At 66.3% G+C, this 23,888-nt stretch carries 27 protein-coding genes and 1 pseudogene; 22 read left to right on the forward strand and 6 right to left on the reverse strand.

The features are described from left to right. Window positions 1–84 precede the first annotated feature (84 nt). From Q0627_RS19420 to Q0627_RS19440, 5 genes are all read left to right on the forward strand, one after another. On the forward strand, window positions 85–315 hold the full coding sequence (locus Q0627_RS19420; RefSeq protein WP_291016342.1) for a helix-turn-helix domain-containing protein: 231 nt from the start codon (window positions 85–87) through the stop codon (window positions 313–315). A gap of 248 nt (window positions 316–563) precedes the next feature. Next, the gene (locus tag Q0627_RS19425; protein ID WP_003402602.1) at window positions 564–665 is read left to right on the forward strand and encodes a 30S ribosomal protein bS22; all 102 of its coding nucleotides are present in this window, start codon (window positions 564–566) and stop codon (window positions 663–665) included. A 69-nt stretch (window positions 666–734) separates the two neighbouring features. After that, complete coding sequence (locus Q0627_RS19430; protein WP_298812010.1) at window positions 735–1,805, forward strand: NAD-dependent epimerase/dehydratase family protein; 1,071 nt, start codon at window positions 735–737, stop codon at window positions 1,803–1,805. A 118-nt stretch (window positions 1,806–1,923) separates the two neighbouring features. Next, window positions 1,924–3,066 carry a lysophospholipid acyltransferase family protein gene (locus Q0627_RS19435; protein WP_291016339.1) on the forward strand — a complete coding sequence of 381 codons (1,143 nt, stop codon included), beginning with the start codon at window positions 1,924–1,926 and terminating at the stop codon, window positions 3,064–3,066. 112 nt (window positions 3,067–3,178) lie between these two features. Beyond that, the gene (locus tag Q0627_RS19440; protein WP_298812012.1) at window positions 3,179–4,339 is read left to right on the forward strand and encodes a zinc-binding dehydrogenase; all 1,161 of its coding nucleotides are present in this window, start codon (window positions 3,179–3,181) and stop codon (window positions 4,337–4,339) included. Window positions 4,340–4,342: 3 nt separating this feature from the next. Here the strand turns inward: Q0627_RS19440 and Q0627_RS19445 are convergent, their stop codons facing one another. Next, on the reverse strand, window positions 4,343–4,720 hold the full coding sequence (locus Q0627_RS19445; protein WP_291016336.1) for a hypothetical protein: 378 nt from the start codon (window positions 4,718–4,720) through the stop codon (window positions 4,343–4,345). Between the two features lie 175 nt (window positions 4,721–4,895). Between Q0627_RS19445 and Q0627_RS19450 the strand changes: the two genes are divergently transcribed. Further along, window positions 4,896–5,372, forward strand: a complete 477-nt coding sequence (locus tag Q0627_RS19450; protein WP_291016334.1) for a PASTA domain-containing protein — start codon at window positions 4,896–4,898, stop codon at window positions 5,370–5,372. An 85-nt stretch (window positions 5,373–5,457) separates the two neighbouring features. Here the strand turns inward: Q0627_RS19450 and Q0627_RS19455 are convergent, their stop codons facing one another. Further along, a complete protein-coding gene (locus Q0627_RS19455) occupies window positions 5,458–6,564 on the reverse strand; it encodes an HAD family phosphatase (protein WP_298812086.1) in 1,107 nt (368 codons plus the stop codon). A 222-nt stretch (window positions 6,565–6,786) separates the two neighbouring features. Between Q0627_RS19455 and Q0627_RS19460 the strand changes: the two genes are divergently transcribed. The 9 genes from Q0627_RS19460 (at window position 6,787) to Q0627_RS19500 (ending at window position 14,699) form a co-directional block, all read left to right on the forward strand. Next, window positions 6,787–7,062 carry a glutaredoxin family protein gene (locus Q0627_RS19460; RefSeq protein ID WP_298812018.1) on the forward strand — a complete coding sequence of 92 codons (276 nt, stop codon included), beginning with the start codon at window positions 6,787–6,789 and terminating at the stop codon, window positions 7,060–7,062. Between the two features lie 85 nt (window positions 7,063–7,147). After that, complete coding sequence (locus tag Q0627_RS19465) at window positions 7,148–7,828, forward strand: redox-sensing transcriptional repressor Rex (RefSeq protein ID WP_298812019.1); 681 nt, start codon at window positions 7,148–7,150, stop codon at window positions 7,826–7,828. Between the two features lie 30 nt (window positions 7,829–7,858). Beyond that, window positions 7,859–9,214, forward strand: a complete 1,356-nt coding sequence (locus Q0627_RS19470; protein WP_298812020.1) for a glutamyl-tRNA reductase — start codon at window positions 7,859–7,861, stop codon at window positions 9,212–9,214. 47 nt (window positions 9,215–9,261) lie between these two features. Continuing rightward, a complete protein-coding gene (gene hemC / locus Q0627_RS19475; RefSeq protein ID WP_298812022.1) occupies window positions 9,262–10,194 on the forward strand; it encodes a hydroxymethylbilane synthase in 933 nt (310 codons plus the stop codon). Window positions 10,195–10,323: 129 nt separating this feature from the next. Further along, the gene (locus tag Q0627_RS19480; protein WP_291019693.1) at window positions 10,324–12,036 is read left to right on the forward strand and encodes a bifunctional uroporphyrinogen-III C-methyltransferase/uroporphyrinogen-III synthase; all 1,713 of its coding nucleotides are present in this window, start codon (window positions 10,324–10,326) and stop codon (window positions 12,034–12,036) included. 13 nt (window positions 12,037–12,049) lie between these two features. Further along, window positions 12,050–13,027, forward strand: coding sequence for a porphobilinogen synthase (gene hemB, locus Q0627_RS19485; RefSeq protein WP_291019695.1), 978 nt, complete (start codon window positions 12,050–12,052; stop codon window positions 13,025–13,027). A gap of 46 nt (window positions 13,028–13,073) precedes the next feature. Further along, a complete protein-coding gene (locus tag Q0627_RS19490) occupies window positions 13,074–13,733 on the forward strand; it encodes a hypothetical protein (RefSeq protein ID WP_298812026.1) in 660 nt (219 codons plus the stop codon). Next, on the forward strand, window positions 13,720–14,151 hold the full coding sequence (locus Q0627_RS19495; RefSeq protein WP_291019699.1) for a hypothetical protein: 432 nt from the start codon (window positions 13,720–13,722) through the stop codon (window positions 14,149–14,151). The genes Q0627_RS19490 and Q0627_RS19495 overlap by 14 nt, the downstream gene beginning before the upstream one ends. Then, window positions 14,148–14,699: a DUF3093 domain-containing protein gene (locus Q0627_RS19500; protein WP_291019701.1), complete on the forward strand. Its 552-nt coding sequence runs from the start codon at window positions 14,148–14,150 to the stop codon at window positions 14,697–14,699. Before Q0627_RS19495 ends, Q0627_RS19500 begins: the two co-directional genes overlap by 4 nt. 76 nt (window positions 14,700–14,775) lie before the next feature. On the opposite strand, the gene Q0627_RS19505 is transcribed toward Q0627_RS19500, so the two are convergent. Then, window positions 14,776–16,716: an acyl-CoA dehydrogenase gene (locus Q0627_RS19505; RefSeq protein ID WP_298812028.1), complete on the reverse strand. Its 1,941-nt coding sequence runs from the start codon at window positions 16,714–16,716 to the stop codon at window positions 14,776–14,778. Between the two features lie 258 nt (window positions 16,717–16,974). Here Q0627_RS19505 and Q0627_RS19510 point away from each other — a divergent pair, with 258 nt between their 5' ends. Both Q0627_RS19510 and Q0627_RS19515 read left to right on the forward strand, forming a co-directional pair. Then, window positions 16,975–17,403, forward strand: coding sequence for a hypothetical protein (locus Q0627_RS19510; protein ID WP_291020726.1), 429 nt, complete (start codon window positions 16,975–16,977; stop codon window positions 17,401–17,403). Between the two features lie 166 nt (window positions 17,404–17,569). Continuing rightward, window positions 17,570–17,848, forward strand: a pseudogene (locus Q0627_RS19515) (TetR/AcrR family transcriptional regulator); the annotation flags it as partial. Here the strand turns inward: Q0627_RS19515 and Q0627_RS19520 are convergent. From Q0627_RS19520 to Q0627_RS19530, 3 genes are all read right to left on the reverse strand, one after another. Further along, complete coding sequence (locus Q0627_RS19520) at window positions 17,803–18,762, reverse strand: DEAD/DEAH box helicase family protein (RefSeq protein ID WP_367180777.1); 960 nt, start codon at window positions 18,760–18,762, stop codon at window positions 17,803–17,805. The pseudogene Q0627_RS19515 and the gene Q0627_RS19520 sit on opposite strands and share 46 nt — an antisense overlap. Before the next feature lie 187 nt (window positions 18,763–18,949). Beyond that, window positions 18,950–19,240, reverse strand: coding sequence for a hypothetical protein (locus tag Q0627_RS19525; protein ID WP_291015365.1), 291 nt, complete (start codon window positions 19,238–19,240; stop codon window positions 18,950–18,952). Next, complete coding sequence (locus tag Q0627_RS19530) at window positions 19,233–19,610, reverse strand: hypothetical protein (protein ID WP_298812031.1); 378 nt, start codon at window positions 19,608–19,610, stop codon at window positions 19,233–19,235. Before Q0627_RS19530 ends, Q0627_RS19525 begins: the two co-directional genes overlap by 8 nt. A gap of 78 nt (window positions 19,611–19,688) precedes the next feature. On the opposite strand from Q0627_RS19530, the gene Q0627_RS19535 reads away from it, so the two are divergent. The 5 genes from Q0627_RS19535 to Q0627_RS19555 all read left to right on the forward strand — a co-directional run bounded on the left by Q0627_RS19535 (window position 19,689) and on the right by Q0627_RS19555 (window position 23,808). Beyond that, a complete protein-coding gene (locus Q0627_RS19535) occupies window positions 19,689–20,378 on the forward strand; it encodes a helix-turn-helix domain-containing protein (protein WP_291015362.1) in 690 nt (229 codons plus the stop codon). A 139-nt stretch (window positions 20,379–20,517) separates the two neighbouring features. Continuing rightward, window positions 20,518–21,681 carry an acyl-CoA dehydrogenase gene (locus Q0627_RS19540; protein WP_291015360.1) on the forward strand — a complete coding sequence of 388 codons (1,164 nt, stop codon included), beginning with the start codon at window positions 20,518–20,520 and terminating at the stop codon, window positions 21,679–21,681. After that, window positions 21,678–22,553: an SGNH/GDSL hydrolase family protein gene (locus tag Q0627_RS19545; RefSeq protein WP_298812033.1), complete on the forward strand. Its 876-nt coding sequence runs from the start codon at window positions 21,678–21,680 to the stop codon at window positions 22,551–22,553. Before Q0627_RS19540 ends, Q0627_RS19545 begins: the two co-directional genes overlap by 4 nt. A 116-nt stretch (window positions 22,554–22,669) precedes the next feature. Next, window positions 22,670–23,170 carry a DUF732 domain-containing protein gene (locus Q0627_RS19550; RefSeq protein ID WP_298812034.1) on the forward strand — a complete coding sequence of 167 codons (501 nt, stop codon included), beginning with the start codon at window positions 22,670–22,672 and terminating at the stop codon, window positions 23,168–23,170. Between the two features lie 110 nt (window positions 23,171–23,280). Continuing rightward, window positions 23,281–23,808 carry a DUF732 domain-containing protein gene (locus tag Q0627_RS19555; RefSeq protein WP_298812035.1) on the forward strand — a complete coding sequence of 176 codons (528 nt, stop codon included), beginning with the start codon at window positions 23,281–23,283 and terminating at the stop codon, window positions 23,806–23,808. Window positions 23,809–23,888: the final 80 nt, after the last annotated feature.

Genomic DNA, 23,888 nt, shown 5'->3' on the forward strand with positions numbered 1-23,888 from the left:
GCCCCGTTAAGCTGCTCAAAGCACGTGCGTGTCTGATTGCTCGCCGGAGGGGAAGCCGGCGGCCACGATTCGTGCACCGGAGGTATGAGCAACATGGCACCTGTAGAGAAGGCCGGAACAGTGAGCAGCACGACCTCGGGCTCGCAGTTCCTCACCGTCGCGGAAGTCGCATCCCTGATGCGGGTCTCGAAGATGACCGTCTACCGCCTGGTTCACAGTGGTGAGCTGCCCGCCGTTCGCGTCGGCCGCTCATTCCGTGTTCACGCCAAGGCGGTTCACGACTATCTGGAGACCTCGTACTTCGACGCCGGTTAGCCGGTCACCGATCGCCGATCCGGGTTGGTACCTCGATTTCGCCTGTTCGATTTCGCCTGGAGGTGCGCAGCCGGTAGGCTTGGGGATCGCGTGCTGTGATCCCCGGCGGCTCTCGGTCGGCCTGACCGGCGTTGGCGAGTTGGGTTCTGGCAACTGGGTTCGGTTCTGGCGAGCAATGGCCGGTAGCTCGGACCCCGAATTCGCCGAAAGCACAGAAGGTTAAGCGTCGAGCGTGAGGAAGTAGCCCCATGGGTTCAGTGATCAAGAAGCGCCGCAAGCGCATGTCGAAGAAGAAGCACCGCAAGCTGCTGCGCCGAACCCGCGTTCAGCGTCGTAAACTGGGTAAATAGGCTCATATTCGCCGTAAGGGACCCGCGCGAGAAGTGCGGGTCCCTTAGGTTATGCCCTACCCTCTAGTCATGACAGGGGAGATAACAACGTCGCCATCGGAGCCGCCGCGGTCCGTGCTGGTCACCGGTGCCTCGACGTTCCTCGGCGGATACCTCGTGGCCCGGCTCGCCGCCAACCCCGAGATCGAGACCGTGCTGGCCGTCGACTCACGGGTGCCGCGCAAGGATTTGTTGCGCAGGATGGGACGCGCCGAGTTCCTGCGCCTGGACATCCGCAGGCCGACCATCGCCAAGGCGATCGCCTCCTACAACGTCGACACCGTCGTGCATGCGGCCACCTCGATCATGGAGGCGGCACCGCATTCGACGGCGATCAAGGAGTTCAACCTGATCGGGTCGATGCAGGTGTGCGCGGCATGTCAGCGCAGCCCATCGGTCAAACGCGTGGTGCTGCGGTCCACGGCCATGGTCTACGGGGCGAGTTCGAAGGATCCGTCGCACTTCGACGAGGGCACCACGGCGGTCCGCGAGCCGAAGGTCGGTTACGGCCGCGACCTGCTCGACGTCGAGGGTTACGTCCGCGGCCTGGCCCGACGGCGTCAGGACATCGACATCACCATCGTCCGGCCGCAGGCCATCCTCGGTCCGCGGATCAATACCCGGATGGGGTCGTACCTGTCGTTGCCGGTCGTACCCACCGTCATCGGCATGGAACCGCGCCTGCAGTTCCTGCACGAGGAGGACGCACTCGCGGCGATGGAGCACGCGGTGCTGGCCAACAGGCCCGGCACCTACAACGTGGCGGGCGACGGCGTGGTCACCCTGACCCAGGCGATCCGGCGGCTCGGGCATATCCAGATGCCCGTGCCCAAAGGGCTGCTGGCGCCGATAACGGGCGTGTTCCAGGACTTGCGTTCGGCCAAGCTGCGCTCGAGTCAGACCGACTACCTCACGTACGGCAGGGTCCTGGACACCACCCGGATGCGGACGAAGTTCGGGTTCACGCCGCACTACACGACCGACCAGACGCTGGAGGATTTCATCCGCCGCGGCTCATCGAGTCCGGTCATCGGGGCCGACATCTGGCGCAGCGTCGAACACCGGGTTGTGTCGGCGGCACACAGGCTGGTCGAGGTGTGATTTTGGACGTATGACCCAGTCCGGTCATGCGCAACGCAGTTGCAACGTTTACAATACGATTCAAGCTCGGTTCGGGGGTGCGGTGAGCGGCCCTGACGCGCGAACAGACGACGTGAGGATGGTGAGTATGGTGCCGACTGGTGCTACCGACGCACGCACTGCGAAGGTCATTCAGCTCTATGCCACTCCCAACCCGGTCGGGGCCAATACGGTCGATGTGAGCCCCGGTACCGGCCGCAACCTCGCCGAACGCAGACATCCGAGTCAGCTGACCGGACATCCCAACACCGACAGGTTCGGAATGCCGCCTGCCAGCGTCACACCGATCACCGATGAGATCACGCTCGCCGACGGACTCGGCGCCGAGCACGGCAACGACGTCCGGTCGAGCCCGCTGTTCAGCTTCGGAGGCATCCGCGGGGCTATCGCCGACACCCTCACGTCCACCGCGGGCTTCATCCGTGAACGGATGACCGGCGACTACGACGTCGATGAGTTCGGTTTCGACCCGCACTTCACCGACACGGTGTTCTTCCCCGCCATCCGCCAGGTGTACGAGAAATGGTTCCGGGTCGAGGTCACGGGTATCGAGAACCTGCCCACGGAGGGTGCCGCACTCCTCGTCGCCAACCACGCCGGCGTTCTGCCCATTGATGCGCTGATGTGCTCGATCGCGGTCCGCGACAATCACCCGACCGGACGCTACCTGCGTGCGCTGGCCGCCGACCTGGTGTTCGAGATGCCTGGGATCAGCGAGATGGCCCGGCGGATCGGCGCGACGATGGCCTGCGCCAACGACGCCGACCTGCTGCTGCGCAACGGTGAGCTGACCGCGGTGTGGCCGGAGGGCTTCAAGGGCATCGGCAAGCCCTACAAGGATCGTTACCGCCTGCAGCGGTTCGGGCGTGGTGGCTTCGTCACCACCGCGATCAAGAACTCGGCACCCATCATCCCGATGTCGATCGTCGGCTCGGAGGAGATCTACCCGATGATCGCCGACCTCAAGCCCGTCGCTCGCACGCTCGGCCTGCCGTACTTCCCGATCACGCCGCTGTTCCCGTTGCTCGGGCCCCTCGGCGCGATACCGCTGCCGTCCAAGTGGCACATCCACTTCGGCCGCCCCATCGACACCAGCGGCTACGATGAGTCCGCCGCCGACGACCCGATGGTGGTCTTCGACCTCACCGACCATGTTCGCGAAGAGATCCAGCAGACCCTGTTCCGGATGCTCAGCCGGCGCGGCAGCGTCTACTTCGGCTGACGGAGAGTTTTTCCCAACCTGACTGCCGGTGTGGTGGTGACCCAATGTTGTCACCACCACACCGGCAGTTCGTTAGTGTCCAGAGCAGATTCCGCAACCGAAGGAGTTGAGAGTGCGCGCAGTGGTGTGTCATGAGGGTGAACTGACGGTGCAGGATCTGCCGACGCCGGTCCCCGGTCGCGGCGAGGTGCTGCTGCGAGTCACCCGTGCGGGGATCTGTGGCTCAGATCTGCACGCCCGGGTTCATTGCGATGCCACGGCCGACCTGGTGGCGGACGTGGGCTACCGCGGCTTCATGCGCAAGACCGATTCGGTGGTGCTCGGGCACGAGTTCGCGGGCGAGGTGATCTCGTACGGTCCCGACTGCCAGAAGCGCTGGGTGCCGGGTACCCCCGTCGTCGCGCTGCCGATCGTGTCGCACGGCGGGCAGAGTCATCTGACGGGATTCTCCGAGTCGTCGCCCGGCGCGTACGCCGACTTCGTGGTCGTCAACGAGGACCTGACCTTCGAGGTGCCCGACGGTGTGACGGCCGAGCAGGCCGCGCTCACCGAGCCGATGGCGGTGGCCTACCACGCCGTTCGGCGCGGCGACGTCGGCAAACGTGATGTGGCCGTCGTGATCGGCTGTGGTCCCATCGGTCTCGCGGTGATCGCGGTCCTGAAGGCGACCGGCATCAAATATGTTGTGGCCAGCGATCTTTCGGAGAAGCGACGCATTCTCGCGAAGCGGGTGGGCGCCGATGTCGTCGTCGATCCCCGGGTGGAGTCGCCCTACGACAAGGCCGCCGAACGCCGCGGCTACGTCACCAAGGCGCCCGACATGCTCGCCCTGGCCTTCGACGCCATGCACCGTTTGCGCCGCCTCCCGGTGCTGCCGTGGAAGCCGGTGTTCCACGCCGCCGAACGGCTCGGCGCCGTACCGTCGGGCCCGGTCGTTTTCGAATGTGTCGGTTCCCCGGGCATGATCGAGAACATCGTCTCCGGTGCTCCGTTCCGGTCGCGGATCGTCGTCGTCGGTGTCTGCATGGAACCGGATACCTTCCGGCCGGTGATGGCCGTCAACAAAGAACTGGAACTCCGCTTCACGTTCTATTACGACCCGGCCGAATTCAGCACTGCGTTGCAGATGATCGCCGACGGCCGCCTCGACGTCACCCCACTCATCACCGCCACCATCGGATTCGACAGCGTGGCAAAGGCTTTCGATGCACTCGGCTCAGCCGAACACCACGCCAAGATCCTCATCGACCCCACCAGCAACGCAGCGCTGTGAACGCTAGTAGCAGGACGCGTAGCTGTAGTAGTCGCTGCTGTCATTGGACTTTGACACGACCTGGCCGTTCACGTAGATCTTGCACGATACCGGGCCGCCGTTCTCGTCGACGACGCTGACCGCGACGAACCCACCGTATTCGCCTGACTCGGTGAAGTCGTAGTAGGCGCACTTGCTGCCCGACAGATTCTTGGTGAACTGCTCGGAATTGCCATACACGTTCTGCATGTCGATCGTCACGTCGTCGTTGCCGCACATCACGTAGCGGACCCGGTCGTACTGATCGGTGGACACTGCGCCGGCGGTGGGCGTGCTGACGGCTCCGGCGATACCGGCGACGGCGATGGCGGCGACGGCCGCACGGGTGAAGAACTTCTTCATGGTGACTCCTTCGTATGAATGCGAGCCGAACACTATCGGCGGGCTACGACAATCGGCATGGACATGGCTCTGAACTGCGTATATGCCCGCAATAGCCGGATTGTCGCAACCTGCCGCTACTGTTCTGCGCAGTCAATCCCGCACGGGTGATTGCTGATTTCAGGAGTTCTGCGAGATGTATGTCAGATTGGTGTCGGCCGTTGTGTCGGCAAGTGCAGTGGTGTTTTCGCTCGGCGCATGTTCCGCCGGTGACGAGGCGGCCACACCCACGACGGTGACCGCCACCGAAAAGGTGACCCGGGTGACCGAGACCGAGACGGTGACCGCGACTGAGTCGCCTACGGAAGCGCCGACGGAGTCACCCGAGGAGACGCAGGTGACACGGGAAAAGAAGTCCGTCAGTTCCGGGGGAAGCGGGTCGGCGGCCAGGATGCCCAATGTCGTGTGTATGAATCTGCAAGCGGCGCAGGACAAGATCCAGGAAGCCGGAGTGTTCTACTCGCGCAGTAAAGATGCGAGCGGCCAGGGGCGTATGCAGGTCCTCGACAGGAATTGGATCGTCGTCGCACAAACACCGGATCCCGGTACTCCGATCTCGGAGGGCGACGCGGTGCTGTCGGTGGTGAAGAACGACGAACCGAATTCTTGTTAGTCGTGTGAGGCTTTTCCCGCTCATCGCTTACCCTTGCGCTCACGTTGGCCGGCGAGCTTTGCGAAAGCGGTGAGCGGGAGGCGGCTCAGCGGTTGCGGAGGATGCGGGCGGCGACGGCTGCTCCGCCACCGGCTGCGCCGACGGCCAAAGCTGTTGTGGCGCCGTATTTCGCGGCCTTGCGGGCGGTGCGGAAGTCGTACATCTCCCAGCCGCGGATCTTGGCGACGTCGCGCAGATCCGAGTCCGGGTTGATGGCGACGGCCTTACCGACGAGCGAGAGCATCGGGACGTCGTTGTGTGAGTCGGAATAGGCCATGCACCGCTTGAGGTTCAGGCCCTCGCGAATGGCCAAGGAGCGCACCGCATGTGCCTTGCCGGGGCCGTGCAGGATGTCGCCGACGAGGCGGCCGGTGAACACGCCGTCGACACTCTCGGCGACCGTGCCGAGCGCCCCGGTCAGGCCGAGGCGGCCGGCGATGACCTGCGCGAGTTCCTGCGGAGTGGCGGTGACCAGCCATACCTGCTGGCCGGCGTCGAGGTGGCTTTGTGCCAAAGCCCTTGTGCCGGCCCAGATCTTGTCGGCGATGTACTCGTCGTAGATCTCCTCGCCCAGATCGATCAACTCGGAGGTCCGGCGGCCGGAGATGAACGAGAGCGCCTTCTCGCGGCCCTCTGCGACGTCGTCGGCGTTCTCCTTGCCGGTGATCTGGAACTTGGCCTGCGCCCACACCACATCGAGGATGTCGCTGTACCGAAAGTAGTTGTGCGCCACCAGGCCACGAGTGAAGTGCACGATCGAGGCGCCGTGCACGAGTGTGTTGTCGACGTCGAAGAATGCGGCCGCGGTGAGATCACGGGGGACCGGTGGCGCTTTCGGAACGTCGGCGTCGGTGGTGCGTTCGCCCTCACGGGCCCGCAGCGAGTCGACCGCCGCCTCGGCGCTGGCCTCACCGGCCAGACGCTGACGCAGCTCGGCGGCGGTCTGCCGGAAGCGGCCCGACGCCGCGATCGCACGTTCGGAGATCCACGTGGTGACCCGGCTCGCCTCATCGATCTCGTCGTCGTCCGGGTCGTCAGAGTCGTCCGGATCGTCTGCGGCACCGTCAGGATCGACGACGGCGGCCTGAGCCTCCCAGTCCTCGTCCGCAGCCTCTGCCGACACGTCGGCGTCGTGCACGATCTCGGCCGACACGTCGACGTCATCGGTCACGGCCTCGGGGCCCGTCTGCCCCGCGTCCTGCGTCTCGCCCACCGGACCACCTCCCGCACAGCTTGCATCTACCGAACCACCCTACTTGCCGGGGGCCCGGCGCAACGCGTGTCCGGCGTCGGGCGACACTGGAGCGACCCGCATCCCGGACGTCCACCTGCGGCGTCGGTGCCGGGGAACCGGATCGACCAGGGAGGTAACGAGATGGGTGTCACAGCACCGAGGATCGAATTGCTCGTCCGGGCCGGCTGCGCGGCCTGCGGACGGGCCCGCGACGATCTGGCCAGGATCTGCGGACCTCTGGACGTTCCCGTCATCGAGGTCGACGTCGACGCTGCGGCTGCCGCGGGCCGCGGCGACCTGCGCGCCGAATACGGTGACCGGCTCCCCGTCGTCCTGCTCGACGGTGAGGAGCACAGCTACTGGGAGATCGACGAGCCACGCCTGCGCGACGATCTGCGTTCGGCTACCGGTACGTAAAGAGGCCGGGGCGTGAGCTGGAACACGTCGGCACTACCCTGAGAAGCGCAGCTGATCAGGACCGGATACGAAGGGTGGGCGGGTGATGGGGCAGTCGACGACGATTCCCCGTCCGGCCGTGACCCGCCTGGCGACGTACCTGTACGTGTTGCGGTCGTTCAGCGCTCGCGGCACCGTCGTGGCCTCCAGCGTCGAACTCGCCACCGCCGCCGGGGTGAACCCGTCGATCCTGCGCAAGGACCTGTCCTATGTGGGTGCCGTGGGGGTGCGCGGTGTGGGCTACGATGTATCCCGGCTGACCGCACGCATCAAGCTGGCCCTGCATACCGACCGCACCAACACCGTCGCGCTCGCGGGCGCGGGCAGGCTCGGGCACGCCCTTATCTCGCACGCCGGATTCGGGCGGGGATTCACGGTGGCTGCCCTGTTCGACACGGACCCGGCGGTCATCGGCACCAGATTCGGCGACGACCTGGTGGTCGTCCCGCTCAGCGAGGTCGCGCTCACCTGCGACGGTCTGGAGACCGGTATCGATTTCGGGGTGATCGCCACCAACGACGAGGATGCGCAGGACGCCTGTGATGCGTTCACCTCCAGCGGGATCCGGCAGTTGCTCAACGTGACACCTGTGCACCTGTCCGTCGACTCCGACGTCGTGGTCAGACAGGTTGATTTAGCCTTGGAGTTGCAGGTACTCGGCTTCCAGGCCTTATGCGGTGCGCACCGCCGCCGCACGGAACCGTATTGTGCCTACTACAGAGAGTAATCAGGCTATCGGCGAAGAAGCGGTGACCGCGTGAGTGTTCTGTTGTTCGGAGTATCGCACCGAAGTGCTCCGGTCGAGGTGCTCGAGCGCATCTCCGTGTCCGAATACGACCGGCCCAAACTCGTCCACAAGCTCCTCGCACACCGGTCCATCTCCGAGGCGATGCTCGTCTCCACCTGCAACCGCATCGAAATCTACGCTGTCGTCGACGCCTTCCACCCGGCCCTCGAAGCCGTCGGCGAGGTACTGGGCGAGCACTCGGGCATGGGTGTCAACGAGCTCACCAAACACGCCTACGTGCGCTACTCCGAGGCCGCCGTCGAGCATCTGTTCACCGTCGCCGCCGGGCTCGACTCGATGGTCGTCGGCGAGCAGCAGATCCTCGGGCAGATCCGCAACGCCTACCTGAGCGCCGACGCCGAGAAGGCCGCCGGCCGCACCCTGCACGAGCTGGCCCAGCAGGCGCTGCGCGTCGGTAAGCGCGTCCATACCGAAACCGGCATCGACCGGGCCGGCGCCTCGGTGGTGTCGGTGGCGCTGCACCGCGCCAAGACCCTCATCGCCGGTGATCCCGATGCGGCGCGGCTGCGCTCGGCCGTTGTGATCGGTGCCGGCGCGATGGGTGGGCTGGCCACCGCACACCTGGCGCGTGAGGGCGTCGGGCACATGGTGGTGGTCAACCGGACGCTGGCCAATGCCGAACATCTGGCCGGGAACGTCGCTGCGAACCACGGCATCTCGGTGCGCGGAGCGGGCCTGGACGACCTGGCCTCGGTCATGGCCGACACCGATATCGTCGTCGTGGCCACCGGCAGCGTCGGGGCGGTGGTCGGTGTGGGTGAGGTGCACCAGGCGCTCGCCGCCCGGACCTCGACCACCCCGCTCGTCATCTGTGACCTGGGACTTCCCCGCAACGTCGACCCAGCCGCGGCCCGGCTGCCGGGCGTGCACATTGTCGACATCGCCGGACTGCGCGACGACGAGGCGACGCGGGCGGCCGAGAACGACGCGCTGGCCGCGCGGTCCATCGTCGCCGCCGAACTGACCGACTACCTGACGCTGCAGCGGCAGGCCGAGGTCACTCCCACCGTCGCCGCGCTGCGTCAGCGTGCCGCCGAGGTGGTGGAGGCCGAGATTCTGCGGCTGGAAACCCGGCTGCCCGGCCTCGACGACCCGCAGCGCGACGAGGTCGCCAAGACGGTGCGGCGTGTCGTCGACAAGTTGCTGCACGCACCGACCGTCCGGGTCAAGCAGCTCGCCGCCACCCCGAACGGCGACCACTACGCCGAGGCGTTGCGGGAGTTGTTCGAACTCAAGCCGGGTGCGACCGGACCGGTGTCGGCGCCGGAGACCGGGCTCGACGACCGGCGCCGGTCCCAGCACTGACCGCTGCGGCACGGACATCATCTACGGCACTGATCAGGGGCAATGCAGTGATTCGGATCGGGACTCGTGGCTCTCAGCTGGCCACCACCCAGGCACAGACGATCGCCGATGAGCTCACCGCCGCCGGGCATCCGGCGGAACTGGTGATCATCAAGACCGCCGGCGACCTGTCGGCGGCACCGGTCGCCGAGATCGGTGTCGGGGTGTTCACCACCGCCATCCGGTCGGCGCTGCGCAACCGGGAGGTGGACGTGGCCGTGCACTCGTACAAGGACCTGCCGACCGCATCCGATCCGGACCTGTTCATCGCCGCGATCCCGCCGCGTGCGGATCCGCGGGACGCGCTGGTCAGCAGGGACAACCTGGTGTTCGGGGAGCTGCCTGCGGGGTCGGTGATCGGCACCTCATCCCCACGCAGGGCAGCACAGCTTAGAGCATTGGGTCTCGGTTTGGAAATTCGCCCCCTAAGAGGCAACCTAGATTCTCGGTTGGGCAAAGTCACAGGCGGTGAACTCGACGCGGTCGTGGTCGCCAGGGCCGGACTCGTACGGATCGGACGCACCGAAGTGGTGTCCGAGGCGTTCGATCCGGTGGTCATGCTTCCCGCCCCCGCACAGGGGGCGCTGGCCGTCGAATGTCGCGGTGACGATGCGCAGCTGGTGAGAATACTCGCCGAGTTGGATGACCCATCCACACGGTCGGCCGTGGAGGCCGAGCGGGCGTTGCTAGCGGCTTTGGAGGCCGGGTGCACCGCTCCGGTCGGAGCCATTGCCGAGGTGGTGGAGTCGATCGACGAGGACGGGCGCATCTTCGCCGAACTCTCGCTGCGTGCGGGGGTGGCGGCCGAGGACGGATCGGATGTGATCCGCGCTTCGGTGGTGGGTCCGGTCGATCAGGCCGTCCGGCTGGGCAAGGATCTCGCCGCCGAACTGTTGGAGCTGGGAGCCGCGGAGCTCATCGGCACCGGTTCGCGGGACTGACCCACGTCGTGACGTAGACACGGCGGGTTCGCCCGACGTGCCGGCGCCGGCGGACACCGTCGACTCTCATGCTGGTGACAGCGCAAGTTACCGCAGCCCTGAACGGACAGGGCAGGAGAGTGCGAACGCATGAGCCGTGCAGCGAACAACGTCACACCGGGGAACAGGGCAGGACTGGGGCGACCGGGCCGGATACTTTTCGTGGGTTCGGGTCCCGGTGACCCCGACCTGCTGACAGTGCGGGCGCGCAACGTCGTCGTGCATGCGACGACCGCCTACATCGACCCCGATGTGCCGGCCGGGGTGGTCGAGCTGATCGGTTCGGCTTACCGCGACGACGTGCCGCAGCAGACTCGCAGCCGCGCGGGCCGTAAGTCGGCCGCCGCGAAGGCCGCCGAGGAAGCCGCCAAGGCCGAAGGCACGCAGATCCCCGCACCCGTCGAGGAAGTCCCGGCCGAACCTGCCGAGGAGGAGTCGGTGGTGCGTCCGGCGCTCGGCGACCCCACCGAGGTCGCCCGCACGCTCGTCGCCGCCGCCAAGGCGGGCGAGGACGTCGTGCGCGTTGTCGCCGGTGATCCGCTGACCACCGACTCGGTGCTCGCCGAGGTCAACGCCGTCGCCCGTACCTCGATTCAGTTCGAGGTACTGCCCGGACTGCCCGCCGCCTCCGTCGTGCCCAGTTACGCGGGCATGCCGCTCGGGTCCACCCACACAGCCGCCGACGTGCGCGGCGAGGTCGACTGGCCGGCGCTGGCAGCCGCCCCCGGACCGCTGGTGCTGCACGCGACGTCGGGACATCTGGCCGAGGCCGCCAGCGCGCTCACCGAACACGGCATGGCCGCCCAGACCCCCGTCGCTATCACCATCAACGGCACCACCTGTGCCCAGCGCACCATCGAGGGCACCCTCGCCACCATCAACGAACTGGGCGGCGCGCTGGCCGGGCCGCTGGTGCTGACCGTCGGCAAGGCCGTGAGCCAGCGTTCCAAGCTGTCGTGGTGGGAGTCGCGGTCGCTGTACGGCTGGACCGTGCTGGTGCCGCGTACCAAGGATCAGGCCGCCGACATGAGCGACCGGCTCGTCTCGCACGGCGCCGTCCCCAAGGAGGTGCCGACGATCGCCGTCGAACCGCCGCGTAGCCCCGCCCAGATGGAACGCGCCGTCAAAGGCCTCGTCGACGGCCGCTACCAGTGGGTCGTGTTCACCTCCACCAACGCGGTGCGTGCCGTGTGGGAGAAGTTCGCCGAGTTCGGTCTCGACGCTCGCGCCTTCTCCGGCGTCAAGATCGCCTGCGTGGGCGAGGCCACCGCCGACAAGGTCCGTGCCTTCGGCATCAACCCCGAACTCGTGCCGGAGGGGGAGCAGAGCTCGCTCGGGCTGCTCGACGTGTTCCCGCCCTACGACGACGTCTTCGACCCGGTCAACCGGGTACTGCTGCCGCGCGCCGACATCGCCACCGAAACCCTGTCCGAGGGACTGCGCGATCGTGGCTGGGAGATCGACGACGTCACCGCGTACCGCACGGTGCGGGCCGCTCCGCCGCCGGCCGAGACCCGCGAGATGATCAAGACCGGCGGTTTCGACGCGGTGTGCTTCACCTCGTCGTCGACGGTGCGCAATCTCGTCGGCATCGCGGGCAAGCCGCACGCGCGGACCATCGTCGCGTGCATCGGGCCCAAGACCGCCGAGACGGCCACCGAGTTCGGTCTGCGTGTCGACGTGCAGCCGGAGACGGCGTCGATACCGGATCTGGTGGACGCACTCGCCGAACACGCCGCCCGGTTGCGGGCCGAGGGTGCGTTGCCGCCGCCGCGCAAGAAGCCGCGGCGGTCGCGGAGCTGAGGGGCTGGGTTCGGTGTCACCTGTGATTCGTCCGCGTCGGTTGCGCACTTCTCCGGCGATGCGCCGACTGGTCGCCGAGACCACCTTGGCGCCGCGGCAGCTGGTGTTGCCGATGTTCGTGGCCGACGGCATCGACGCACCGCGGCCGATCTCATCGATGCCGGGCGTGGTGCAGCACACCACCGATTCGCTCAGGAAGGCCGCCGAGGAGGCTGTGACCGCGGGCGTCGGCGGGTTGATGCTGTTCGGGGTGCCCGATGCGGTGTCCAAGGATGCTGCCGGCTCCGGCGCCGATGACCCGGACGGTGTGCTCAACCGGGCATTGCGGCAGCTCGCCGCCGACCTGGGCGACAGCACGGTCCTGATGGCCGACACCTGCCTCGACGAGTTCACCGACCACGGCCACTGCGGCGTCCTCGACGACGCGGGCCGTGTCGACAACGACGCCACGCTCGACCGGTACGTGGCGATGTCGCTGGCGCAGGCCAGTGCCGGGGCACACCTGTTGGGCCCGAGCGGCATGATGGACGGCCAGGTGGCCGCCATCCGTGCCGCCCTGGACGCCGAGGGGTTCACCGACACCGGCATCCTCGCCTACGCCGCCAAATACGCCTCCGCGTTCTACGGACCGTTCCGCGAGGCCGTCGGGTCCTCATTGCAGGGCGACCGCCGCACCTACCAGCAGGATCCGGCGAACCGTCTCGAAGCCTTGCGTGAGGTGCGCCTCGACCTCGACGAGGGCGCCGACATCGTGATGGTGAAACCGGCCATGAGCTACCTCGATCTGGTCCGCGACGTCGCCGAGATGTCGGATGTGCCCGTGGCCGCCTACCAGATCAGCGGCGAGTACTCGATGATCACGGCCGCCGCCGAGCGCGGCTGGATCGACCGCGATGCCGCGATCCTGGAATCGCTGACCTCGATCCGCCGGGCCGGAGCGTCGATCATCCTCAGTTACTGGGCGGCCGAAGTCGCCACGTGGCTGGGCTGATCGCGGCGTAAGTTCTCGTTGAGCCCGGTGTCCTAGGCTAGGTGACATGTCCGTTCCGTTCCCCACGGCGCAACAGCCCGAGCGCCCCGGTGATCTCCCCGCGGGCCGCCCCAAGCTCGTCGAGTCGGTGTCGATCGCCGTCGAACTGTGGGTCGTCGTCATCGTCGGGCAGATCATCGCCTTCGTCGGCCAGTACCCGATGATTCGTGACTACTTCGCCGACGCGGTGGCCGATCTGCCGAAAGACACCCCGCAGGATCAGATCGACCTGCTGTCCGCATCATCGACGATCATCGGGGTGATGGTGGTGGTCGGCGTGGGGATCACCGCGGTCTGTATCGGCGTGGTGCTGTTGACCCGCAGCGGCTACAACGCCGCCCGTATCGCGCTCGGCGGTATCAGCATGTACGTCGCGGTCAGCATGGTGCTGGCGTTCTTCGGCGACATGGCGTCGGGCTGGGTGATGATCCCGACCGTGATCAGCGGTGTCGCCGCCCTCGGAGCGGCGGTGATGATGATGCGCGGTGAGACCTACACGTACTGCCGGGGGGAGGCCCCCTTACCCCCCGACAGGAAAAACCCCGACCACCCCCACCAAACGCCGATCCAGCCCCCGGGCGGCGGCCATCCGCCGTACCCGGGCCCGTCGTATGGTGAACAGCAGCCCAATCAGACCGAAGGACGCAACACCGGTGATCAAACCTGACCCCGCGACCCGACCGAAGTACGTCACTTGGGCATACCGTTGTTGGCTCGGAGGCGGTATCGGCCTGATCGCTCTCGGTGTCCTGGGGGCGATCGCCGGCTTCCTCGTCGACGGTTCGACGCTGGCACCGGTCGGCGTCGGGGTGCTGCTGATCGCGGTGGGTGTGGCGTACGTGCTGATGGGGAGCCGGGCGTTCGTCGGCGATGCGCGGTGGCGGTCGTCGCTGGCCGCGCTCACCCTCGTTGTCGTGGCGATGCTCATGTTCTTCAGCATCGGAGTGGGAGTGGGCTTCGCCTTCCCGCTGCTCGCAGCGATCGCGGGCCTGTTCGGTTCGCTGCTGGCCTACCGGCCCGAATCGGAGGCCTGGTACACGGGCGAGCCCAAGGACAAGCAGCGTCCGGCCAAGGGGCACAAATGAGCGACAGCCCGGCGGCCGACGAGCCCCTGAACGAGGAGAAGCCGGCCGCACCCGTCGATGAGGGTGAAGTGCTGTTCGCCGAACAGGGCGGCAGCTGGTGGGTCGTGGCGATCGGTCCGGTCATGGTCGGCGCCGTCCTCGCGATGGAGATCTCCGGGCCCGGCCAGGTGCACTGGCCGGTGATGTCGATGTTCGGGCTGATCCTGGTGTCGTTCTCGCTGGTCCAGGTGTATGCCGCCCGCCGTCACGTCAGCGTGTGCCTCACCGAGACCACACTGCGGCAGGGCACGCGCACGCTGCCGCTGAGCGAGATCAAGAAGATCTTCCCGCCCAATGAGAGCCCCGAGTCCAAGAAGTGGGAGAGCGCCAAGGCGCTCGGCGAATTACACGGCGTACCCCGCCGCCGCAAAGGTATCGGCGTCAAACTGGCCGACGGCACCCTCGCCCAGGCGTGGGCCCGCGACGTCGAGACCCTGCGCCGCGAACTCACCGAAGCCGTCCACGCCGTCCAGCTCGGCATTCCCCCGCGCGGCCGCAAAGACAACTGACGAACAAAAACCGCCCTCCACAGCGTGCCCGCCGCGTATTTCCGGCAACCGGCCCGTGGAGGGCGGTTTTTTTCGGCTATCCGTGGTCGAGCATGGGGGCGGTGAGGAGTTGTTCGGGGATGCCGAAGGCATCGACCAGAGCGCGCGCGTGGGGGCGTAGGTCGGTGCACAGGTCGTTGACGCCGCGGCGGACGGCTTTGGCGCGTTCGACGGAGACGTGGCGGTGCATCAGGAACCAGGCCAGGTCCGCTTCCAGTACCGAGTAGACGAACAGGTCGCACACCTTCCACAGCAGCTCGCGGACCGGCCCATCCTCGCATTCGGCGATGGTGGCGATCATCGACTCGAGCACGAGCCGTTCGGTGTGTGCGTGGCCCACCTTGAGCAGGTGATCCTGGGCGCTGTTGAACACGTCGAACGCGTCGTCGTCGGACTTGGATTTCTGTAGGCGTTGCGCGCACGTGCGCAGGAGGTGGTCCTCGCGTTTGCGCAGCAACCGGATCTGGGTGCCGCGATTGGTGAGCGACGAGTCGTCGGTGTCCTCGTCGGAGTCGTCGAGGATGGTCTGGATCACCTGACGGACCGCGGTCTTCTCGGCGACGACGTCGCGGGCCATCGTCGCGACGAACCGCACCCAGCCGCGAGCTGACAGCCCGCGGATGTCGTCGGCGTACGCGCCGAGCAGTTCCTTGCCGACGAGCTGGTACAGGACGGTGTTGTCGCCCTCGAAGGTGGTGAACACGTCGATGTCGCCGCGGATGATCGAGAGCTGGTTCTCGGCGAGGTAGCCGGCGCCGCCGCACGCCTCGCGCGCGGTGTTCACCGCGTTCGACGCATGCCAGGTGGAGTACGCCTTGAATCCGGCGACGTCGGCTTCGAGTCTGCGCGCCCCGTCGGGGTCGGCCGCGGCCAGGCGTGCGGTGATGTCGTTCTGCGCCATCGCGATGGCGTACGATTTCGCGATGAGCGGCAACAGTTTTCGCTGATGGCCCAGGTAGTCGAGGATGGTCACTTCACCCTGCTCGTCGGGTGCCTCGAACTGCCTGCGCAGCAGTCCGTATCGCGTCGCGAGGGTAAGTGCCTTGCGGCCGGCCGCCCCGGCGGTGGCGGCCACGCACACCCGGCCCCGGATGAGCGTGCCGAGCATCGTGAAGAAACGTTTGTTGGTGGACTCGATGGGCGAGGAGTAGGTGCCGTCCTCGGCGACGTCGCCGTACCGGTTGAGCAGATTCTCCGCCGGGATGCGCACCTGATCGAACATGATGCGGCCGTTGTCGACACCGGCCAGGCCGCCCTTGTAGCCGCAGTCCGATGTGGTGACTCCGGGCAGGTCGTTGCCGTCGTCGTCGCGGATCGGTACGACGAAGCAGTGCACGCCGCGCCCTTCGGGTTCCTCACCGGGTCCACCGGTGATGAGCTGCGCGAAAACCGCTGCGACCCTGGCATGTTCGGCCGCCCCGCCGATGTAGTCCTTACGTGCCGACGCGGTCGGGGAGTGGACCACGAATTCCTGCGTGGCCGCGTCGTAGGTGGCGGTGGTCTCCACCGCCGCCACATTGGAACCGTGTCCGGTCTCCGTCATCGCGAAACAGCCGAGAACGTCGAGATTGATGATGCCGGGCACATACTTCTCGTGATGCCTTGCGGTGCCCAGATTTTCGACGGCACCACCGAAAAGCCCCCACTGCACACCGGATTTCACCATCAGTGACAGATCGGCATAACCGAGCGTCTCGATGCCGGTGACCGCGGCCCCCACATCGCCGGTGCCACCATGATCGGCTGCGAAACCCGGTGCGGCGAAACCATTCCCGGCTAGTGACCGCATGGTGTCGAGTATCTGGGCGCGGGCCTGATCGAGCGTGCGCGACGGGTCGGGCAGCAGCTCGGCGCGATCGATGTTCTCCCTGACCATCTCCCGGGTCTCGTGCCACGGCCCGTCGAGGATTTCGCGCAGGATTCCGGCAGCGGCGGTGTCGCCGGAAGCGGTTGTGTCGGGTGTTACCGGTGCGGACATGGCCTCCACCGTAGGCGAGCCGGACACGGATCGGTGTGATTCGGGGCACCCGGTGGGGGCTGAGGTTGCGATCAATGCCGGTTTCCGGGACTGGCGGCACACTCGGCACCTGTTTCAAGTCAGGAGTCCTGCCTCTATACGTGATCCGGTTGCAGGTGTACGATCGAGGCGTTCAATTCCGGCAATTCCGGCTGCCCCAGGATGTCTATCGTGAACACCCGACGTCTGGCCGCGACGGCGGTTGCCGCAGTCGCCTCGGTGGCGGCCGTCGCCGGGGTCGTCGCCCCCGCGTCGGCCACGGTCTACCGCAACACGATCGGTGTGGCGTCCTGCGTCAACCAGCCGACCGCGCCACAGGTCTGTGTGACCACCCCGACCGTGGTCGTCTTCACCACGACAGGGTTATTGCGCCTGCGGTTCACCGCGAATGCCGATCACTGCTCGGACATGATCGCGACGCCGGTGGTCGACGGGCGACGATTGCGAGGAGTGCGACTCGGTCCGGGTGAAACCACGCCCTGGTACTTCGCGCGGAAGCTGACGGATGGAAAGGTGACCCCTGGAAAGGTCAGCATCGGTGTGCAGGCCACGGGTGTACCGGGCGGGTGCAACCGCGGCTGGTTGCAGTCATGGAGTGGCACGCTGAACGTCAGGACCGGGACAGACGCACCCATACGTTTTGACTGACGCGGCGGTTCACTGGCGGGGGCGCCCGCTGTGTCGCCTGTCGCATGTAGCGCCATGTAAGCAGTGACTGTCAGCCGTTGAGTGTCGAGGTGTGGACACGATCAGGCCCGCTATGGCGAGGCTGCGGTTGGAGGGTCGGTGCTAGTGACGGTGGATACTGATGCGCATGTCTTCGAGCGAACCTGTGGACCTGCGGCTGCGGGTGGTGGCCGAGTCGATCCGGTTGTTCGCCGCGCAGGGGTACGAGTCGACGACTGTTGATCAGATCGCGGAGGCGGCGGGGGTGTCGCGGCGGACGCTGTTCCGGCAGTTCCGGTCGAAAGAGGATGTGATCTTCGCCGATCACGAGGCTTTGCTGGACTCGGTGGCCGCGCAGCTCGCCGACAGTGTCGGGGATCCCTATGAATCAGTTTGTGCGGCAGCAGAATCGGTATTCGCGCATTTCCGGCCATCGAGTTCGGGATCATCCGCGTCGGCGACGTCGTCGTTGCGCAGCGCCTTGAACACCCTCTGAATGGTGGAGATCGCGACCGATGTGGCGTCGGGCATCGGTCCGCGTCGGATTCGGTTGACGTTGTACAACTCGGTGAACTTACGCCCATCGTCCGGTGTCTGGTACAGCTCGAACTCGGCCATCGTCTGCTTCGCCAGGTTGTTACGGTCGACGAGAAACAGAATCCTGCCGAATCCGCCGTGTTTGAGGAGCCGATACGACAGCATCACCGCCGTGTAAGTCTTGCCCGCACCGGTGGCCATCTGGATCAGGCTCCGGTCGAACTGTTGCTCGCGCAGACTGGCCTCGACGCCCTTCACAGCTCTGATCTGTGCAGGGCGTAGGGGTTTCTCGTCCAGTGGTGGCAGGTGACGTATCTTGCCGCGCCATGTCGGATGGTCCTCACCACGAACTTCGAGAATCGCCGACAGCGTCGCCGGTTTCGGGAAATTGAACAGCCGGCGCGCTCGTGGCTCAGGGTCGTAACCGTTCGTGAAATGTGTTTCGGTACCCGATGCCTCGAATACGAACGGCAACCTGCCGTCGGTGGTGAGCGCGGCAAGCCGCACATCGGCCGGTAACCCATCGGCATAGGTGCTTGACTGCCATTCGACACCGGACAGCGGCGTACCTTCGGGCTTTGCTTCGATGACGCCCACCACAGCCTGATCGACGTACAGCAGGTAGTCGGCGCGGCCGTGACCCGGTTTGAGCGTCACCTCCCGAACCGCGACACCCTGGGCAGCGAACAGGTTCATCGACTTCTTGCCCTGCACCGACCAACCCGCGTCGCCGAGTTGGCGGTCGATGAGGACGCGTGCACGCGCCTCAGCGGCAAGGCGTGCCGCGTTGTCATCTGAAGTCATGATGACGATGACACTAGCGGTAGGAGCTGACAGTGCGACGGTAGATACGGCGCGTATACAGTCACCGGAACGAACTCGCGAACCTGGGGGACACGTCTCGCCGCCGAGCCGGTCTGGCAGGCCGCCGCACGAGGGCTGTTGATGTCGGTGGCGGGGACGGTACCAGAGGCGGGCAGGTTGGTTGAACCTACCGAGGCTGTTCCGCGAGGTAGACACCGAGTGCAGCTCGGACGACTTCGCTGGTGGTCAGGTGATGTTCGGTCGCGTAGCGGGCGAGGGCCTCTCCCATGCCGGACGGAACGCGGACCGTGTAACTCACTGATGCTTCACGGGGAACGCCGTCCCGTGGACGGCCCCGGCGCATGGCGTAGTCGCTCGATACTTCCGCGGTGCCAGGTGCGGGCCGGAGCTCTCCGTGCTCGGCTTCCTCTGCCAGCAGTGCGTAGTCGTCCATGCTGCGGTGTGGACGGTCACTCATGTTCGTTCTCCTTTCGTGCGGGTTCGGACGGTGCGGTCTCGTGGGTGAATTGCGGTCCGACAAATGCTCGTTGCGGTATGTTCTGGTGCTCATTGAACGCGCCACCCGACGCGAGATATGCCTCGGATGCCACGGCCGGACGCATGAGCATGGCGTGGAAGACGTGTTGCACTGTGCCTCCTTCGAACTCTTCGGCCACTACTTCGATCCACGGCTCGTTCTCTGCTCGTCCGATCGAGCGAACGAGATCGGCGTCAGGGCGCGTCGGACTATCGACGCGGTACCGCACCGACGGCGCCTCCACGACCATGCGGATCTCCTCTGGAGTGATGGAGTGCTGTAACGAGTAGGGATTCAATTCGATCCTCACCGGAGTAATTGTAAGGCAATTACTCCGGTGAGGTGTTCACTCGTGGGGGTTGTTGTTGGACGGTGGATACTGGTGCGCATGTCTTCGACCGAACCTGTGGACCTGCGGATGCGTGTGGTGGCCGAGTCGATCCGGTTGTTCGCCGCGCAGGGGTACGAGTCGACGACCGTCGATCAGATCGCGGAGGCGGCGGGGGTGTCGCGGCGGACGCTGTTCCGGCAGTTCCGGTCGAAAGAGGATGTGATCTTCGCCGACCACGAGGCGCTGCTGGACTCGGTGGCCGCGCAGCTCGCCGACGGCGTCGGTGATCCCTATGAATCTATTTGTGCGGCAGCGGAATCGGTGTTCGCACATTTCCGGTCGGCGCCGGATCTGGCGGTCGCGCGCTACCGGGTGGTCGCCGAGGTGCCGGCGCTGCGTGATCGCGAGCTGATCGCCACCTACCGGTATCAGCGGGCGTTCGAGGATCACCTGCGGGCGCGGCTTCCGGGAGAGCATCCCGAGCGGCTCGTCGCGTTCGCGGCGGCGGTGACCGGCTTGCACAACTATGTGCTGCGCACGATGCTGCGGGGCGATGAGTCGGCGACGGCCGCCAGGCTCCATACCGAACTGGCGCTGCTGCGTGACGCGCTGGCACCGCGTGCCACCGATGGGTCGGGGGTGGCCGGCGATCAAGGAGACCGGGAGGTCACCGTCGTGACCTATCCGGCGGGAATGTCGCCCGATGAAGTGGCTCGGCAGGTCGCCGACCGGTTGAGGCAGCGCTGAACCGGTTCGGCGCGCACAATGTGAGCAGGCCCTTTCGCGTTGACATGGCACTCGGTGCCGTGTTCAACTAGAAAAGTTGACGTGATGGCACCCAGTGTCATCGGGTCTCGACGAATCGCAGCCCCGACGAGGAGTGATCATGGGTACCGGAAATCCCGACTTCGACCTGTTCCAGCTACCCGAGGAGCACGTCGCCCTCCGCGAGGCCATCCGCGCGCTCGCCGAGAAGGACATCGAACCCCACGCCGCCGACGTCGACGAGAACGCACGCTTCCCGCGTGAGGCGCTCACCTCCCTCGTCGCCAACGGCTTCAACGCCGTCCACGTCCCCGAGGAATACGACGGTCAGGGCGCCGACTCGGTCGCCACCTGCATCGTCATCGAAGAAGTCTCCCGCGTGTGCGCGTCGTCGTCGCTGATCCCGGCCGTCAACAAGCTCGGCACGATGGGCCTGATCCTCAACGGCTCCGACGACCTCAAGCGGCAGGTCCTACCGGCCATCGCCGCGGGTGAGGCGATGGCCTCCTACGCGCTTTCCGAACGTGAAGCAGGCTCCGATGCCGCGTCGATGAAGACCCGCGCCCGCCTCGACGGCAACGACTGGGTGATCAACGGCAGCAAGTGCTGGATCACCAACGGCGGCGAATCCACCTGGTACACCGTCATGGCTGTCACCGACCCCGAGAAGGGCGCCAACGGCATCTCCGCGTTCATGGTCCACAAGGACGATCCCGGCTTCACCGTCGGACCGCTGGAGAAGAAGCTCGGCATCAAGGGCTCGCCGACCGCCGAACTCTACTTCGAGAACTGCACCATCCCCGCCGACCGCATCATCGGCGACGAGGGCACCGGCTTCAAGACCGCACTGCAGACCCTCGACCACACCCGCCCCACCATCGGCGCGCAGGCCGTCGGCATCGCGCAGGGCGCACTCGACAAGGCCATCGAATACGTCAAGGACCGCAAGCAGTTCGGCAAGTCCATCAGCAGCTTCCAGGGCATCGAATTCATGATCGCCGACATGGCGATGAAGATCGAAGCCGCCCGCCTGATGGTGTACACGTCGGCCGCCCGCGCCGAACGCGGCGAGAAGAACCTCAGCTTCATCTCGTCGGCGTCCAAGTGCTTCGCCTCCGACGTCGCGATGGAGGTCACCGTCGACGCGGTTCAGCTCCTCGGTGGCGCCGGCTACACCCGCGACTTCCCCCTCGAACGCATGATGCGCGACGCCAAGATCACCCAGATCTACGAGGGCACCAACCAGATCCAGCGAGTAGTCATGAGCCGTGCGCTGCTGAAGTGACCTTTCTGCGCCGGCTGATCGTCGTGCTGTCCGCGGTGCTGCTCATCGCGGCGTGCGGCAGCGATCCCGAACCTCCCCGGCCGCCGGATCAGGCGGCCGGGCAGGTGTATGTCAATCTGGGCGACAGCTATGCCTCGGGTACCGGTGTGCTTCCGCTGCAAGAGGGTTCGCCGTTTCTGTGTTTTCGGTCGCAACACAACTTCGCCCGAATCGTGGCGGAGCGGACCGGCCGGGCACTGACCGACGTCAGTTGCGCCGGGGCCACCACCGACAACATGACGACCGCCCAGTACGACGGTGTGCCACCGCAACTGGACGCACTATCGGACCGGACCGAACTGGTCACGATGATGCTCGGCGGCAACGACAACGGGACGTTCGGGCGATCGATCAGCGTGTGCGGCGATGTCGGCCGGCTCGTCCCGAAGGGATCGCCGTGCACCGACGGTCCCGGCGCCGAGTTGCTCGACCCGATCGAGAAACGTACCTATCCCGCGCTCGTCGACGCCCTGCGGTCGATCCGTGAACATGCCCCGCGCGCAAGGGTTCTCATCGTCGGGTACCCGTGGATCATGCCGCCGGAGAAGGGCTGCTTCCCGGACATTCCGATCGCGGTGGAGGATGTGCCGCTGCTGCGCGAAATACAGACCAGCCTCAACGCGGTGGTGGAGCGGGCCGCGAAACGTACCGGCGTCACCTTTGTCGACATGTCGCGGGTTTCGGCCGGACACGATGCCTGCAAACCTGAGCGAGTGCGCTGGATCGAACCGCAGGACAATCGGTCGGCGGCGGCGAGTCTCGTCGGCGGTCTGCACCCCAACGCGGCCGGGCAGCGGGCCATCGCCGAACAGGTCCTCGCTGCATTAAACTGAAAGTTCGCCATACTGTTCGGTTCGGTTTCCGGGGGTCGCCGGGTTATGGTGTGACCGCCGTGGCAGGGGGCCACCAGCAAGCACCCATCGGTGACATGCGTGTTAGGAGCCCGACTATGCGTCCGACAGTCCGGAAGGCGATCTTGCCGCTTGTGGCCGTGGCCACGATACTCGCGGCGGGCGCGTGCGGCGACGACGGCGACAGCGCCGGGGACGTTACGGCGTCGACATCAACGGTCGCCGCGGCGGGTGAGTCTGCCGCCGGTTCCGCGTCAGGTGAACCGACCGCCGGTTCGGCTGCGGGTGAGTCGACCGCGGGTTCCGCTGCGGGGGAGTCGACCGCGGGTTCCGCTGCGGGTGAGTCGACCGCGGGTTCCACTGCCGAGGACTCCACCTTCTTCGAGATGCTCGACATCGCGGGCGTGACGGTCACCGACAAACCGCGCTTCGTGGCCGCGGCGGCCAAGCTGTGCGCGGCGTTGAAGTCGGGTACCTCGTACACCGACGCCACGTCGGCCGTCGACGTGGGACTCGCCGCCGACGGCAAGGCGAAGGTCGCCAGTTCGGCGATCGCCGCCTATTGTCCCGACCAGCAGATCAAGATGGCGACCGGCTGACTCCGGTGATCAGCCTGTCGGTTGACCAGCCGACGAGCCGTGTTCAGCGGGTATCGTCTGCTACTACCCGCAAGCAGCCCGGCGGTCGCAATCGAAGGAAGGCACAGCCCATGACCCCAAGTAGCATCCGCCTCGGCCTGCTGTCGGCGGTCTTCGGTGCCGCGCTGGTACTCGGGGCCTGCTCCACCGACGGTACACCCGTCGCCGGCGACGACACCCGGACACCGACCCGGACTTCGGGCCCAGAAACGTCCAGCCCAGAAACGTCCAGCCCAGAAACGTCCAGCCCAGAAACGTCGAGCCCAGAAACGTCGAGCCCAGAAACGTCCAGCCCGGAATCTTCAAGTCCGGAGCCGCCGACCGACTCGGGATCCGGCGGTAGCGGGCTCTCCACGGAGAAGGAGAACGAGGTCTTCCTGCAAACACTTGAGCAACTCAACGTGGACGTGCCCGACAAGGACAAGTACATCAAGGTGGGCAGACAGGCCTGTACCGATATCCGCGGCGGAAAGTCATTCATCGATATCGCGCTGAACTCGCCGCTCGGTCTCGGTCCGGTGCAGAGCGGCTCGGTCGTCGGGGCCGCGATCGGTGTCTTCTGTCCCGACCAGCAGTCCAAGATTTCCGCGGGAGGTTGAGTCGGGCGCCGGGAGATCAACAATGTTCCGGCACAGCGTTGTCCGGCCGTAGTACATGAAAAATATTCGGCCACAAGAAC

It is taken from the genome of uncultured Gordonia sp. (assembly GCF_937858515.1).
GTDB lineage: Bacteria > Actinomycetota > Actinomycetes > Mycobacteriales > Mycobacteriaceae > Gordonia.

Bases quoted from the DNA above. Each gene is read 5' to 3' on its own strand.
- Q0627_RS19490 (WP_298812026.1), top strand. From the start codon at position 13,074: ATGTCCGTTCCGTTCCCCACGGCGCAACAGCCCGAGCGCCCCGGTGAT.
- Q0627_RS19505 (WP_298812028.1), bottom strand. From the start codon at position 16,716: ATGTCCGCACCGGTAACACCCGACACAACCGCTTCCGGCGACACCGCC.
- Q0627_RS19420 (WP_291016342.1), top strand. From the start codon at position 85: ATGAGCAACATGGCACCTGTAGAGAAGGCCGGAACAGTGAGCAGCACG.
- Q0627_RS19555 (WP_298812035.1), top strand. From the start codon at position 23,281: ATGACCCCAAGTAGCATCCGCCTCGGCCTGCTGTCGGCGGTCTTCGGT.
- Q0627_RS19430 (WP_298812010.1), top strand. From the start codon at position 735: ATGACAGGGGAGATAACAACGTCGCCATCGGAGCCGCCGCGGTCCGTG.
- Q0627_RS19450 (WP_291016334.1), top strand. From the start codon at position 4,896: ATGTATGTCAGATTGGTGTCGGCCGTTGTGTCGGCAAGTGCAGTGGTG.
- Q0627_RS19525 (WP_291015365.1), bottom strand. From the start codon at position 19,240: ATGAGTGACCGTCCACACCGCAGCATGGACGACTACGCACTGCTGGCA.
- Q0627_RS19445 (WP_291016336.1), bottom strand. From the start codon at position 4,720: ATGAAGAAGTTCTTCACCCGTGCGGCCGTCGCCGCCATCGCCGTCGCC.
- Q0627_RS19535 (WP_291015362.1), top strand. From the start codon at position 19,689: ATGTCTTCGACCGAACCTGTGGACCTGCGGATGCGTGTGGTGGCCGAG.
- Q0627_RS19480 (WP_291019693.1), top strand. From the start codon at position 10,324: ATGAGCCGTGCAGCGAACAACGTCACACCGGGGAACAGGGCAGGACTG.
- Q0627_RS19425 (WP_003402602.1), top strand. From the start codon at position 564: ATGGGTTCAGTGATCAAGAAGCGCCGCAAGCGCATGTCGAAGAAGAAG.
- Q0627_RS19435 (WP_291016339.1), top strand. From the start codon at position 1,924: ATGGTGAGTATGGTGCCGACTGGTGCTACCGACGCACGCACTGCGAAG.
- Q0627_RS19520 (WP_367180777.1), bottom strand. From the start codon at position 18,762: ATGACTTCAGATGACAACGCGGCACGCCTTGCCGCTGAGGCGCGTGCA.
- Q0627_RS19540 (WP_291015360.1), top strand. From the start codon at position 20,518: ATGGGTACCGGAAATCCCGACTTCGACCTGTTCCAGCTACCCGAGGAG.
- Q0627_RS19500 (WP_291019701.1), top strand. From the start codon at position 14,148: ATGAGCGACAGCCCGGCGGCCGACGAGCCCCTGAACGAGGAGAAGCCG.
- Q0627_RS19460 (WP_298812018.1), top strand. From the start codon at position 6,787: ATGGGTGTCACAGCACCGAGGATCGAATTGCTCGTCCGGGCCGGCTGC.
- Q0627_RS19550 (WP_298812034.1), top strand. From the start codon at position 22,670: ATGCGTCCGACAGTCCGGAAGGCGATCTTGCCGCTTGTGGCCGTGGCC.
- Q0627_RS19465 (WP_298812019.1), top strand. From the start codon at position 7,148: ATGGGGCAGTCGACGACGATTCCCCGTCCGGCCGTGACCCGCCTGGCG.